Source organism: Methylosinus sp. is20ea, from assembly GCF_059718135.1.
The window spans coordinates 3,705,777-3,718,674 of the sequence record NZ_AP046088.1; the positions used below are offsets into that span (position 1 = coordinate 3,705,777).

At 67.1% G+C, this 12,898-nt stretch carries 12 protein-coding genes; 10 read left to right on the forward strand and 2 right to left on the reverse strand.

The window, feature by feature from the left end:
- Positions 1-82: 82 nt before the first annotated feature.
- Positions 83-949: a hypothetical protein gene (locus tag AC6IY7_RS17265; RefSeq protein WP_497780634.1), complete on the forward strand. Its 867-nt coding sequence runs from the start codon at positions 83-85 to the stop codon at positions 947-949.
- Positions 950-974: 25 nt separating this feature from the next.
- Positions 975-1,586, forward strand: a complete 612-nt coding sequence (gene mobA, locus AC6IY7_RS17270; RefSeq protein ID WP_497780635.1) for a molybdenum cofactor guanylyltransferase MobA — start codon at positions 975-977, stop codon at positions 1,584-1,586.
- Between the two features lie 105 nt (positions 1,587-1,691).
- Here mobA and AC6IY7_RS17275 read toward each other — a convergent pair whose 3' ends face one another.
- A complete protein-coding gene (locus AC6IY7_RS17275) occupies positions 1,692-2,723 on the reverse strand; it encodes a cysteine synthase A (protein ID WP_497780636.1) in 1,032 nt (343 codons plus the stop codon).
- A 69-nt stretch (positions 2,724-2,792) separates the two neighbouring features.
- A complete protein-coding gene (locus AC6IY7_RS17280; RefSeq protein ID WP_497780637.1) occupies positions 2,793-3,674 on the reverse strand; it encodes an aldose epimerase family protein in 882 nt (293 codons plus the stop codon).
- 176 nt (positions 3,675-3,850) lie between these two features.
- On the opposite strand from AC6IY7_RS17280, the gene recJ reads away from it, so the two are divergent.
- From recJ to metG, 8 genes are all read left to right on the forward strand, one after another.
- Positions 3,851-5,671: a single-stranded-DNA-specific exonuclease RecJ gene (gene recJ, locus AC6IY7_RS17285; protein ID WP_497780638.1), complete on the forward strand. Its 1,821-nt coding sequence runs from the start codon at positions 3,851-3,853 to the stop codon at positions 5,669-5,671.
- Positions 5,672-5,950: 279 nt separating this feature from the next.
- The gene (locus AC6IY7_RS17290; protein ID WP_497780639.1) at positions 5,951-6,925 is read left to right on the forward strand and encodes a septal ring lytic transglycosylase RlpA family protein; all 975 of its coding nucleotides are present in this window, start codon (positions 5,951-5,953) and stop codon (positions 6,923-6,925) included.
- Positions 6,926-7,117: 192 nt separating this feature from the next.
- Positions 7,118-8,269 carry a D-alanyl-D-alanine carboxypeptidase family protein gene (locus tag AC6IY7_RS17295; RefSeq protein WP_497782874.1) on the forward strand — a complete coding sequence of 384 codons (1,152 nt, stop codon included), beginning with the start codon at positions 7,118-7,120 and terminating at the stop codon, positions 8,267-8,269.
- Entirely contained in the window at positions 8,266-8,985 is a 720-nt protein-coding gene (gene tmk / locus AC6IY7_RS17300) for a dTMP kinase (protein ID WP_497780640.1), read from the forward strand. The genes AC6IY7_RS17295 and tmk overlap by 4 nt, the downstream gene beginning before the upstream one ends.
- The gene (locus AC6IY7_RS17305; protein WP_497780641.1) at positions 8,982-10,055 is read left to right on the forward strand and encodes a DNA polymerase III subunit delta'; all 1,074 of its coding nucleotides are present in this window, start codon (positions 8,982-8,984) and stop codon (positions 10,053-10,055) included. Before tmk ends, AC6IY7_RS17305 begins: the two co-directional genes overlap by 4 nt.
- 8 nt (positions 10,056-10,063) lie before the next feature.
- Positions 10,064-10,576, forward strand: coding sequence for a DNA-deoxyinosine glycosylase (locus AC6IY7_RS17310; protein ID WP_497780642.1), 513 nt, complete (start codon positions 10,064-10,066; stop codon positions 10,574-10,576).
- 7 nt (positions 10,577-10,583) lie between these two features.
- Positions 10,584-11,219: a hypothetical protein gene (locus AC6IY7_RS17315; RefSeq protein WP_497780643.1), complete on the forward strand. Its 636-nt coding sequence runs from the start codon at positions 10,584-10,586 to the stop codon at positions 11,217-11,219.
- A gap of 106 nt (positions 11,220-11,325) precedes the next feature.
- Positions 11,326-12,879, forward strand: a complete 1,554-nt coding sequence (gene metG, locus AC6IY7_RS17320) for a methionine--tRNA ligase (RefSeq protein WP_497782875.1) — start codon at positions 11,326-11,328, stop codon at positions 12,877-12,879.
- The last annotated feature ends 19 nt before the right edge of the window (positions 12,880-12,898 follow it).

Here is a 12,898-nt window from a genome sequence, read left to right on the forward strand (position 1 = left end):
GCTTGTGGACAAAGTGATTTCAATTTAGCTTTTATGAGCTCGATCTGCGACTTACGCGCGAGCATCATGCGGCGTTCCCTTTATGCGTTCATGGGCGCATTTCTGCTCCTGCGCTGTCGCTCTGTCGATTCTCCATTCGACGGCGTGCCGCGCCGGCGCGTTTCTGCAGAAGCCGGGCGAGGGGATCGTCATCCTCTCGACGAGCTTCGGCGACGCGCACAAGGCCTATGATTCCCGCGGCAAGCTCGTCGCCGCGCCCTCCTACGCCAAATTCGAGACGCAGGCCTATGTCGAATACGGCCTCATCGACGAGCTCACCGTCGTCGCCGAGTCGAGCTACATGCGCTTCCGCGGCTCCGACGGCTCGCGCCAGCTCGGGCAATTGCAGTTTCTGACCGCGGAGGCGCTCGCCGGGGCGCCGCTCTATCTGCCGCCGGGGCTCGGCGGCGGCCCGCGCTACGAGGGGCTCGGCGCCGGCTGGCTCGGCGGCAGGCTGCGTCTTCTCGAATGGGGCGCGACGGTCCTTTCCGTTCAAGCGAGCCTGCGGGCCGCGACGCCCGGCGCGCAGACCTATCTCGACATGAAGCGGCCGCTCCAGCAGGACGCGCGTCTGCAATTCGGCTGGCCGCTCGAAATCTTCGGCTTCTCCGGCTTCGGCGAGGCGCAATTGGGCTATCGCTCCTTTGGCCAGAGCGGCGACGAGCTGCGCGGCGAGATGACCTTCGGCCTGCGGCCGATCGAGGGCGTGCTGCTGCTCGCCCAGAGCTTCATCGCCTTTTCGCCCTGGAGCGGTTCGGCGCCTTTCATGTCATCGCAAAAGGCGCAGTTGAGCGCCGTCTGCGATGTGACGAAGGCGGTCGCCGTGCAGCTCGGCGTTCGCACGGCGCTGCGCGGCGTCAATGAATCCGCCGAGCGCGGCCTTCTCGGCGCCCTATGGTATAGGTTCTGAGACGGGCCGCTGGGGCGAGGGGAAGATGACGCGCTGTTTCGGACTCATTCTGGCCGGCGGGCAGGCGCGGCGCATGGGCGGCGTCGCCAAGCCGCTGATCGCGGTCGCCGGCGCGCCGATCCTCGAGCATGTCGTGCGCCGGCTCGCGCCGCAATGCGTGCGCCTCGCGCTCAACGCCAATGGCGATCCGGCGCGCTACGCCGCCTTCCATCTGCCGATCGTGCCGGACGAGGTGGAGGGTTTTGCTGGGCCGCTCGCCGGCGTGCTCGCCGGACTCGACCATGTCGCCGCGAACTTCCCGGATATTCCTCTCGTGCTGAGCGTTCCGGCGGATACGCCTTTCGTTCCGCTCGATCTCGCCCAGCGCCTCGCCGGCGCGCGCGCGGAGGCGAAAGCGGAGATCGCCGTCGCCAAATCCGGCGACCGTATTCATCACGCCGTCGCTCTCTGGCCGGTGGCGTTGCGCGAGGAGCTGCGCCATGCGCTGGTGAAGGAGGAACTGCGCAAGGTCTCGGGCTTCATCGAGCGCTACGCCAACACGCTCGTCGAATGGCCGGATGCGCCTTACGATCCCTTCTTCAACGTCAACCGGCCGGAGGATGTCGAGCAGGCCGAGCGCATCGCGGCGAGCCTCTAGATCCTTTCCAGACGTGGACGCGGTTCGGCGTCGGAAACGCGTCGAAACAAAAGACTCGAGACTCCGTCCTTCGCCTGGGCGCCGCGAGCAGGCCCCGCGCCCTCGTCACACGAACCCCGGATCGATCGTCCCCGTCCGCTCGAGCCAGCGCGGCGTCGGCAGATTCTGGCCGCGCAAAAACTCGAGATTATAGAGCTTGGACGCGTAGCGCGTGCCGAGATCGGCGAGGATGGTCACGATCGTATGGCCGGGCCCGAGCTCCTTGGCGAGGTGGATCGCCCCCGCCACATTGACGCCGGAGGAGCCGCCGAGCAGTAGACCTTCGTTCTCGGCGAGATCGAAGATGATCGGCAGCGCCTCCGTATCGGGAATTTGATAGGCGAGATCGATCGGCGCGCCCTCGAGATTGGCGGTGATGCGGCCTTGCCCGATGCCCTCGGTGATAGAGGAGCCCGAGGATTTCAGCTCGCCGCTCGTGTAATAGGAATAGAGCGCCGCGCCGAGCGGATCGGCGAGAGCGATCTTGACGGAGGGCTTGCGCTCCTTCAGCGCGATGCCGATGCCCGCGAGCGTGCCGCCCGTGCCCACCGCGCAGACGAAACCGTCGATCTCGCCGTCCGTGTCGGCGAAAATCTCCGGCCCGGTGCCGCGAATATGGGCGTCGCGATTGGCCACATTGTCGAATTGATTGGCCCAGATCGCCCCTTGCGGGCTCTCCTTGGCGAGACGCTCGGCGAGGCGGCCCGAGAGCTTCACATAATTATTGGGATTGGCGTAGGGAACCGCCGGCACCTCGACCAGCTGCGCGCCCTGCAGGCGCAGCGTGTCCTTCTTCTCCTGGCTCTGCGTCTCTGGGATCACGATAACGGTGCGGAAACCCAGCGCATTGGCGACCAGCGCGAGGCCGATGCCCGTATTGCCTGCCGTGCCCTCGACGATGGTGCCGCCCGGCTTCAGCGAGCCTTCGGCTATAGCGGCCTCGACGATGGAGAGCGCGGCGCGGTCCTTCACCGAGCCGCCCGGATTCATGAATTCCGCCTTGCCGAGAATGCGGCAGCCGGTCGCTTTCGACGCCGCCTTCAATTCGATGAGCGGTGTGTTGCCGATCGCTTCGATGACATTGGCGGCGAATTTCATGTCCGACCCGTCCTTTACGCGCGACAAATCCGCGCTAGCCGATAGAGTGTAGGGAAGCAAGGATTATTCCTATTCGCTTCCCGCCCGCCGCTCCAAGCGGAAAGTTGCCGCATGCGCGGCGCTCTCGCCGGGGGCGAGAATGCGCATGGACGGCTTCTCATGCAGATCGCCGTGAAAATCCTCCGGGTCTCCGTGTCCGGTCCAGGCCTCTATGCAGAGGAACGGAGCAGGGGGCCGCGACCATAGCGCGATATGAGGAAAATCCTCGAGCTCGACCGCCAGCGCGAGCCCGTCGCCATTGTCGTAAAGGAGACGGCGGCTCGCCGCGCCGAGAAAGCACAGCGCCTCGTGCTCAAGGAGCGCGGCGGACAGCGGAAGCCGATTTTCCTCCAGCGGGATGGCGCGCCGGCGCGCGGAGAACAGCCCGCCCGGCGCGATGATCGGGACTTGGCCGCTTTCGACCGCGTCAAAGTGGATCGCATGGGGCTTGGCCGAGCCGCCCAGCGGCCAGCGAAACCCCGGATGCAGGCCGACGGCGTAGGGCAGGGGCCGGGCGTCGCGATTGGAGGTCGTGAGCGACACGCGCAGCGCGCCCGGCCGTAGCGCGAAATGCGCCTCGAGGCGGAAGGCGAAGGGATAGAGCGCGCGGCTCGCCTCGTCCTCCTCGAGGACGAGGGAGACGGATTCCTTCGACTGCTCTTCGATGGTGAAGCGTTTTTGGCGCGCGAAACCGTGCAGGCCGAGCGGAAAACGAGCGCCGTCGACGCGAATTCCATCGCGCGTCCAGCCCACCACGGGGAACAAAAGCGGCGCGGTCTGCGGCCATACCTCTGCCTGCGGCTCCCAGACGAGATCGACTTCGCCGGCGCGCCAGGAGACCAGCTCGGCGCCGAGCGGCGAGATTTCGGCCATGTCGCTGGGGCCGGCCTGCAGGCGAATCATATCGGTCATGCGCCGATCGTAGCGAGCGCGACCCTGGCCGGGGAGGGCCCGCGCTGGCGCTGCGCCTTCTGCGGACGGTGAAGAACGTAAGAACCCGGTGGAGACGCGGCTCCGCCGCATTGACCCGCCGGACCCGCGCCGCGATGCTTTTCGGTAACGATTCGCTTTTTGCCGCCGGGCCTTGGATGCTGGATAAAATCGCCGGGAGCGACCGACCGCCCTTCCTCGGGGTCGAGCGCTCGATCGCCGGCCGCCCCTGGCGCGCCCGCTTGCGGCCGCATGAGGAGGCGCAGGCGGCCGCCATCGCCCAGATTCACGGATATGGCGACGCCCTCTCGCGCGTCTTGGCGGGGCGGGGCGTGACGCAGGAGACGGCGGCCGCCTTTCTCGATCCGACACTGCGCGCGCTCATGCCGGACCCGCTGCTGCTGCAGGACATGGACGCGGCGGTCGAGCGTCTGGCGCGGGCGGTCGAGACCGGCGAGCAGATCGCCGTTTTCGGCGATTATGACGTCGACGGCGCGACCTCTTCCGCGCTTTTCGTCGAATTTCTGGAGGCCGCCGGCTGCCCGCTCCCCTTCCTCCATATCCCCGACCGCATCCTCGAAGGCTATGGCCCCAATGCCGAAGCGATCGCGGAGCTGCAGGCGCGGGGCGCGAGCCTGCTGGTGACGCTCGATTGCGGGACGACGAGCCATGCCGCGCTCGCCTCCGGGCGCGCCTCGGGGCTCGACGTCATCGTCATCGACCATCATCAAGCGCCGGAGATCCTGCCGGACGCCATCGTCGTCAATCCCAATCGAGCCGACGATCTCTCCGGCCTCGGCCATCTCTGCGCGGCCGGAGTGGCCTTTCTCGCGCTCGCGGCGCTGGCCCGCGAGCTGCGCCGGCGCGGCCATTGGACCAGCGCGCGGCCGGAGCCGGATCTGCTCGCCGGCCTCGATCTCGTCGCCCTGGGGACGGTCGCCGATGTCGCGCGGCTGCAGGGCCTCAACCGCGCTTTTGTGGTGAAGGGCCTCGCCGTCATGCGGGGCCGGAGGCGGGTCGGCCTTTCGGCGCTGCTCGACGCGGCGCGCGTGGATGGGGCGCCGCGGGCCTATCATCTCGGCTTCGTCCTGGGGCCGCGCATAAACGCCGGCGGACGCATCGGCGATGCGGCGCTCGGCGCGCGCTTGCTGATGCTGCGCGATCCCATCGAGGCGGCCCGAATCGCCGCCGAGCTCGACCGGCTGAACGTCGAGCGCCAGGCTCTCGAGAAGGCCACGCTGGAGGAGGCGGAGGCCGAGGCGGATCGACAGCTCATGCGCTCCAATCGCCTCTCCTGCCTCGTCGTGGCCTCGGAGGGATGGCATCCGGGCATTGTCGGAATTGTCGCCTCGAGGCTCAAGGACAAGTTCAAGATCCCGGCCTTTGTCATTGCAAAGACTGGTGAAATTTGCTCAGGCTCAGGTAGAGGCTCGAGTGGCGTCGACCTCGGTCGAACGGTGCGGCTCGCTGTCGAGGAGGGCCTGCTCCAAAAGGGCGGCGGACACGCCATGGCGGCCGGCGTCACGCTTTCGAGCGAGCGGCTCGAGGCGTTCCGCGCCTTCATGAACGACGCGCTCCAAGAGGATGTCGAGCGCGCCCGCGACTCCGATGCGCTGCTCGTCGACGGCGCGCTGACGGCGCGCGGCGCCGGCGTCGAGCTCGCCCGCGAGCTCGAGCGGGCGGGACCGTTCGGCGCCGGCAATCCCGAGCCGCTCTTCGTCTATCCGGACCATCGCATTCTCGACGCGGCGATCGTCGGCGCGTCCCATGTGCGGGCGCGGATCCAGTCCGGCGACGGAACGCGGCTCGACGCCATCGCCTTTCGCGTGGTGGGAACGCCGATCGGCGATGCGCTGCTCGAGGGTCGCGGGCGGCGGCTGCATGTCGCTGCGCGACTGGGAATGAATGTGTTTCGCGGATCGGAGCGGGTGGAGACGCGCATCGTCGATCTCGCCGTCCCGGATCGCGAAACATGGTGAACGCCGCGCTACGCCGGGCGATTCCCGGGAGCCTGCGCGGCGACAAGGATCGGCCGCGTCGCATTTTGGTCGCAATCGCCCTTTCTCATGGCGAAGCTCGAGGATGCGGGAGAGGGAGCGCGAGGCGCGTTAACTCTCGAGTAATTCGGGCGCGAGACATTGAGGCGTGCGGTCGCGCCGATTTCGCGTGGTTGATCAGAGCGCGTCGCAAACGCGGTTCCGTGAGGCCCCGCGAGCGAAGCGACACCGTCCCCCATTTCGAGCGAATGCGCCCCTGACATGCGATCGAGATCAACACTGCCGAACTTTCGCAACTCCTTCGTGCTTCTGGGCCTCTGCGCGCTCGCGGGATGTTCTTCCGCTCCGCCCGCCGTCCACAAGATGGCGCGCTCGCAGGTCGATCCGCGCTATGGCGTGGCGCCGAGCCCGCGCGTTGTCGCGGATGGCGAGGAGGTGCCGCGCGGCGGCGGCTATTACATGGTGGGCAAGCCCTATCAGATCGCCGGCAAGACCTATTATCCGAGCGAGCGGTCCTATTCGGCTGTCGGCCTCGCCTCCTGGTACGGATCGGATTTCCACGGACGCAAGACGGCCAATGGCGAAGTGTTCGACAGCGCCTCGATCAGCGCCGCGCATCCGACCATGCCGCTGCCGAGCTATGCGCGCGTCACCAATCTGCGCAACCATCGCTCGATGATCGTGCGCGTCAATGATCGCGGCCCCTATCACGGCGGCCGCGTGATGGATGTCTCGCAGCGCGTCGCCGAGGCGCTCGATTTCCACCGAATCGGCACCGCGCGGGTGAAGGTCGACTATGTCGGCCACGCCGCGCTCGCGGGCTCCGACGACACCAAATTGTTCGCGACTCTGCGCGAGGACGGAAGGCCGGCGACGCTGCCGGGCGGCGCGCCGATCATGGTGGCGACCAATCTGCGCGAGACGCCGAGCCGCGTCGCCCGGCTCGAGCGCGCGGAAGAGACGCCGCAGCCGGAACGCGCGACCGCTTCCCGCGCCGAGGCGCGGGAGGATGAGGGCGTATCCCGCGCCGAAGCGCGCGAGGTCGAGAGCCCGCGCCGCTCCGAGGCGCGCGCCGCCGAGCGCGCCGCTGAGAAAGAGTCGATCTCGACCCTTCCGACGCCCGTTTCGGCCAAGGCCCTCGCTATGGCCAAGAGCGCGCCGCTTCCGCCCTCGCGGCCCTTCGACCTCGGGACGGCGTCGCCCCGCAGCGTCCGGCTGAGGCAAGCACTCAATTAACCTCGACGGCGCTCCCGCCGACCGAGCTCTGCGCGAGGCCGTTGCTTTCTGCGGCCCGACGCGCCACATTTTAGCGGAACTCATTGCGTGAGGCCGTCGACGCCCTCCGACGGCGTTTTGAACGAAGGCGAAAGACGCGTGCCTGTCTCCCTTCCCAAATTCCTCATCCGCCTCGGCAAAGTCCAACTCGGCATGGCCTTGGCGGCTTCCCTCGTCGCGCCGACGGCGGTCTTCGCCGAAGGCTTTCAGACCAGCGCGCCGCGCGCCATTCTCGTCGATGCGGGAACGCATACGGTGCTGCTCGAGAAGGGCGCCGACGAATATGTGACGCCCGCCTCCACGGTGAAGATCATGACGGCCGAGATCGTGTTCCACGAGATCGCCGAGGGACGGCTGAAGCTCGACGACGAGTTCATCGTCTCCGAGCATGCCTGGCGCGCCGGCGGCGCGCCGGCCGGCGGCTCGGCGATGTTCCTCGCCGTCAACAGCAAGGCGCGGGTCGAGGATCTGATCCGCGGCCTCGTGATCGACTCGGGCAATGACGCGGCCATCACTCTGGCGGAGGGCGTCGCGGGGTCCGAGGAGGCTTTCGTCGGCCGCATGAACAAGCGCGCCTCCGAGCTCGGCCTGACCAAATCGATCTTCGGCAATCCCTGGGGCCAGGCCGGGCCGGACCAGAAGGTGACGCCGCGCGAGATGGTCCAGCTCGCGTCGCACGTCATCAAGACCTATCCGGACCTCTATCGCTATTTCGGCGAGAAGGAGTTCACCTGGAACAAGATCCGCCAGCAGAACCGCAATCCGCTGCTCACCATGAGCATTGGCGCGGATGGGCTGAAGACCGGCAATATCGACGATTCCGGCTTTGGCATGGTCGGCTCGGCGGTGCAGGACGATCGGCGCCTCATCGTCGCCGTCTATGGGCTGCATACGGCCAAGGATCGGGCCGAAGAGGCGCGCAAGCTGCTGCAATGGGGTTTCCGCAATTTCGAGGAGAAGTCGCTGTTCAAGGCCAATGAGAGCGTCGGTTCGGCGCAGGTCTATGGCGGAACCGCCGGCTCCGTGCCGCTGAGTGCGCCGAGCGACATCAAGGTGCTGCTGCAGCGTGGCGGCTCGGAGAAGCTCACCGGCAAGATCGTCTATGAGGGGCCGCTGATCGCGCCGATCGAGGCGGGGACCAAGGTCGCCAAGCTCGAGATCCGCCGCGGCTCGACCGTCGTGCTCGAGCAGCCGCTCGAAGCCGCCGAGACGGTCGAGAAAGGCTCGCTCCCGAGCCGCGCCTTCGACGCGGCCTATGAATATGCGGCCGGCGCCATTCACAATAAACTGTCGAAGAAACAATGAGCGCAGAGCCGCCGCTCGGCCCGGCGCGTGGGCAGGACAAGGGCCGGGCCGGCAAGTTCATCACGCTCGAAGGCGGCGAAGGGGCCGGCAAGTCGACGCAGATGCGCCGCTTGCAGGAACGCCTCGCGCAAAAGGGCGTCGAGGCGATCGCGACGCGCGAGCCCGGCGGCTCGCCACATGCCGAAGTGCTGCGCGAAGCGCTGCTCGGCGGCAAGGCGGCTTCGCTCGGCCCGCTCGGCGAGGCGATCTTGTTCTCGGCGGCGCGCATCGATCATCTCGACCGGCTGATCAAGCCGGCGCTCGCCCGCGGTGCCTGGGTGATCTGCGACCGTTTCGCCGATTCCACTCGGGCGTATCAGGGCGCGCGCGGCGGGGTCGATCCGCGGCTCATCGCTCTGCTCGAGCGCGTCGCGCTGATGGGCTCCGTCCCGGATTTGACCATTATTCTCGATCTTCCGCCCGAGATCGGCCTCGAGCGCGCGCATCGACGCCGCGCGCCGGACGAGGCCGCCGACCGTTTCGAGCGCGAGGGGCTGGAGTTCCACAAGGGGCTGCGCCAGGCCTATCTCGACATAGCCGCCGGCGAGCCCGGCCGCTGCTGTGTCGTCGACGCGCTGGCGCCGGAGCAGGAAGTGTCCGAGGCGATCTGGCACATTGTCGAAGCCCGCTTCTTTCGGCCCGAGATCGTCATTCCTCTGCAGAGCGTGATCGCGTGAAGCGCGACGTAGAGGCCCCGCCGGAGAGCGACCGTTTCGCCGACGCGCCGCATCCGCGCGAGACCCATGCGCTGTTCGGCCATGTGGCCGCCGAGAGCGAATTCCTCGACGCCTTTCGGCGCGGCAAGCTGCCCCAAGCCATTCTCATCGGCGGGCCGGAGGGAATCGGAAAGGCGACGCTCGCCTGGCGCCTCGCGCGATTTCTGCTCGCTTATCCCGATCCGTCCGCGCCGGAGGCGGCGCGCGCGCAATCGCTTTTCGTCGCCGAGGCGACCGCCGTCAGCCGGCGCATAGCGGCGCTGGCGCTGCCCGACCTCTTCCTGCTGCGCCGCGAGTGGAACGAGAAGACCAAGAAGCATTTCACGGAAATCCGCATCGAGGATGTGCGGCGGCTGATTCATCTCTTCCATCAGAGCTCGGGCGAGGGCGGCTGGCGCGTCGCCATCGTGGATTGCGTCGACGATCTCAACCGCTCCAGCGCCAACGCGCTGCTGAAGCTCATAGAGGAGCCGCCGGAGCGCTCGCTGTTCCTGCTCGTCGCGCATCAGCCGGGCCGCGTGCTGCCGACGATCCGCTCGCGCTGCCGCAAGCTGACGCTCGCGCCGCTCGCCGAGCCCGATGTCGTCGCCGCGATCCGCGCGCTCGGCGCGCCATGGGGAGAGCTGCCGGAGCAAACGCTCGCCGGCGCGGCCGCGGGGGCGGAAGGCTCCGTCCGCGAGGCTTTGCGCCTGCTGGATGGCGACGGCGTCGCCTTCGACGCGGCGCTGCGGGCGATGTTCGCGCGCCTGCCGCAAGTGGATTGGCTCGCCGTGCATTCGCTCGCGGATCGGCTCGCCGGGCGCGATAATGAGCACGCTTATGAGACTTTCATGAGCGGGCTCTATCGCTTCCTCGACCGCATAGTGCGGGCGAAGGCGGGCGAGGGCGCGAGCGCGGCGAGCCTCGCTCCTTACGCACGCGCCTGGGAGCGCATCACGGAGGCGGCGCGCGACACGGAAGTCTTCAATTTCGACAAGAGAGCGCTCATTCTGTCGATCTTCGCCGATCTCGAAGAAGCGGCGAGTCGATAGAGGCTTCCTTGGACGACATTCCGATTTCGAAAGGTTTTCCGCCGATTTCCCGCGCCGACGCCCGCGTGCTGATCCTCGGCTCGCTGCCCGGGCAGGTCTCGCTCGCGCGCGTCCAATATTACGCCCAGCCGCGCAACGCTTTCTGGCCGATCATGGGGCGGCTCTTCGGCGCCGCGCCGGAGCTTCCCTATGAGGAACGGCTCGAGCGGCTGATGGCGCGGGGCGTCGCGCTGTGGGACGTCTGCGCCGAGGGACGGCGGCCGGGCAGTCTCGACCAGAAAATCGACGTCGCCAGCGTCGAGACGAATGATTTCGCCGGTTTTCTCGTGGCTCACGCCCAGATCGGGCTGATCTGCCTCAACGGCGCCAAGGCCGGCGATCTGTTCCGCCGCAAGGTCGCGCCGACGCTTGGCTCATCGGCGCCGCGCAGCATCGTGCTCCCATCCACGAGCCCGGCGCATGCGGCGATGCCTTTCGAACGCAAGCTCGAACATTGGCGGGACGCGCTCGCGGAGTTATGAGAATTCGATGACGAAAGCGGAGCCGAAATTCCGGCCGGTCGAAAAGCTGCCGAGCGCTTTCCTGCGTTTCTGGGGGGCTGGCGGAGTCGTTGGCTTCTTGATCTTCGACGACGCCCGAGGCGATGAGGCTTGGATGCTCGAGGCCATTGCGACAGTCATTCCCGACGTCGACCGGGAAAAGCTCGCCGAGCTACACTATCGCCAAATCGGCGACCGAGAGTTTTACGGGGAATGGTATGATTCCGAGACCGATTCCCTCGTCAAACGGGGCTGGTTCCACACGCGCGATGGCCGCAAGCTGGTCGACCCGAAGTTTCGGGATCTCGATGGCGCCGCGCTCGCAGGGGGCGGAGGCCCGATACCAGAGGTGGGAGCGGGAGGACAATTCGCCTACGCCTTTTCGTCGCCGCCCTACGGCCTGCACGCGAAGCCGAGCGAAATACAGGAGATGTTCGTCGCCATCCGGGACTTCATCCTGCCGCCGGGCCTCGACCACGAAATTTTCGACTGGAGTTCCCCGAAGCTGGCGGAGGCGGCGAAACTTTTCGAACGTGGCCTCGACTGGTGGGGCGTCTTCCTTTTCGCCGTTCATGTCCCCGCTCAGCAGCGGCTGACGCTGATCGTGGCCTCGACGTCGGATTGAAGCGCTCGGAGCGGCGTAGGGAAATCTGCTGCGCTGCACGCCTGCCGCTTCCCCGCCGCGGCAAAGCGCGCTAGACCCTTGGCCCATGGCTGAACGTCCGACCTTCATGATCACTACCGCCATTCCTTACGCGAATGGCGCCCCGCATATCGGTCACGCCTATGAGCGTATCGCGACCGACGCTTTCGCGCGCTTCAAGCGGCTCGACGGCTTCGACGTGCTGTTCGTGACCGGAATGGACGAGCACGGCCAGAAGATGCAACGCACCGCCGAGCGCGAGGGGCTGACCCCGCAGCAGCTCGCCGACCGCACCGCCGGCCAGTTCCAGGCCATGGGCGAGACGCTGAACGCTCTCGCCGACGATGTCGTGCGCACGACGCAGCCGCGCCACGCGGAGGCGGCGCTCGAGATCTGGAAGCGCATGGAGGCGGCTGGCGATATCTACCTCGCCAAATATTCCGGCTGGTATTCGGTGCGCGACGAGGCTTATTACGACGAAGGCGAGATCACCGAGGTCGAGGGCAAGAAGCTCGCGCCCACGGGCACGCCGGTCGAATGGGTGGAGGAGGAGAGCTGGTTCTTCAAGCTCTCGGCCTATCAGGAGAAGCTGCTCGCTCTCTATGAGGCGCATCCGGATTTCATCACGCCGGAGAAATACAGAAACGAGATCGTCTCTTTCGTGAAGCGCGGCCTCACTGATCTCTCGATCAGCCGCACCACTTTCGACTGGGGCGTTCCGGTCCCGCCGAAGCCGCAGACCAATGCGCCGCATGTGATGTATGTGTGGGTGGACGCGCTCACCAATTACATCACAGCGACGGGCTTTCTGACCGGGGAGGGGGATCGCGCCCGCTTCTGGCCGGCGAACGCCCATGTCATCGGCAAGGACATCACGCGTTTCCATGCGGTCTATTGGCCGGCCTTTCTGATGTCGGCCGGGCTGCCGTTGCCCAAGCAGATCGTCGTGCATGGCTTTTTGTTCAGCCGCGGCGAGAAAATGTCGAAATCCGTCGGCAATGTCATCGATCCGATTGATCTCGCGCAGCGCTATGGCGTCGATCAGCTACGCTATTTCTTCCTGCGCGAGGCGCCCTTCGGCCAGGATGGCAGCTATTCGCATGAGGCGATCGTCAATCGCATCAATGCCGATCTCGCCAATGACCTCGGCAATCTGGCGCAGCGCTCGCTGTCGATGATCGCCAAGAATTGCGGCGGCGCCGTCCCGACGCCGGGCGAATTGACCGAGGCCGACCGCGCGCTGCTCGCCGACGCCTCGGCCGCGCTCGGCAAGGCGCGCGAGGCGATGGACGCCTATGCGCCGCATCTGGCGCTGGCGGAGCTGTTCGGCGTCGTGGGGGACGCCAATCGCTATTTCGCCGGCGAGGAGCCCTGGGCCAAGAAGAAGACCGATCCGAAGCGCATGGAGACCATTCTCTATGTGACGGCGGAGACGCTGCGGCGGCTGGCCATCCCGCTGCAGCCTTTCATTCCGGCCGCGGCCTCCAGCTTGCTTGGGCTGCTCGGCGTTGCGGACGACGCGCGCGATTTCGCCCATGCGGGCGAGGCGCAAGCGCTCGCGCCCGGCGCGCCGCTGCCGGCGCCTGCTCCCGTCTTTCCGCGTTATGTGGAGGAAGGCGAAGCGGCCGGCGGGAAGAGCTGAAACGGAGACGATCTTGGGC

Excerpts from the sequence above, each read along its gene's own strand:
- recJ (WP_497780638.1), top strand. The coding sequence starts at position 3,851 with ATGCTGGATAAAATCGCCGGGAGCGACCGACCGCCCTTCCTCGGGGTC.
- AC6IY7_RS17280 (WP_497780637.1), bottom strand. The coding sequence starts at position 3,674 with ATGACCGATATGATTCGCCTGCAGGCCGGCCCCAGCGACATGGCCGAA.
- AC6IY7_RS17265 (WP_497780634.1), top strand. The coding sequence starts at position 83 with ATGCGTTCATGGGCGCATTTCTGCTCCTGCGCTGTCGCTCTGTCGATT.
- AC6IY7_RS17290 (WP_497780639.1), top strand. The coding sequence starts at position 5,951 with ATGCGATCGAGATCAACACTGCCGAACTTTCGCAACTCCTTCGTGCTT.
- AC6IY7_RS17275 (WP_497780636.1), bottom strand. The coding sequence starts at position 2,723 with ATGAAATTCGCCGCCAATGTCATCGAAGCGATCGGCAACACACCGCTC.
- metG (WP_497782875.1), top strand. The coding sequence starts at position 11,326 with ATGATCACTACCGCCATTCCTTACGCGAATGGCGCCCCGCATATCGGT.
- tmk (WP_497780640.1), top strand. The coding sequence starts at position 8,266 with ATGAGCGCAGAGCCGCCGCTCGGCCCGGCGCGTGGGCAGGACAAGGGC.
- AC6IY7_RS17295 (WP_497782874.1), top strand. The coding sequence starts at position 7,118 with ATGGCCTTGGCGGCTTCCCTCGTCGCGCCGACGGCGGTCTTCGCCGAA.
- mobA (WP_497780635.1), top strand. The coding sequence starts at position 975 with ATGACGCGCTGTTTCGGACTCATTCTGGCCGGCGGGCAGGCGCGGCGC.
- AC6IY7_RS17315 (WP_497780643.1), top strand. The coding sequence starts at position 10,584 with ATGACGAAAGCGGAGCCGAAATTCCGGCCGGTCGAAAAGCTGCCGAGC.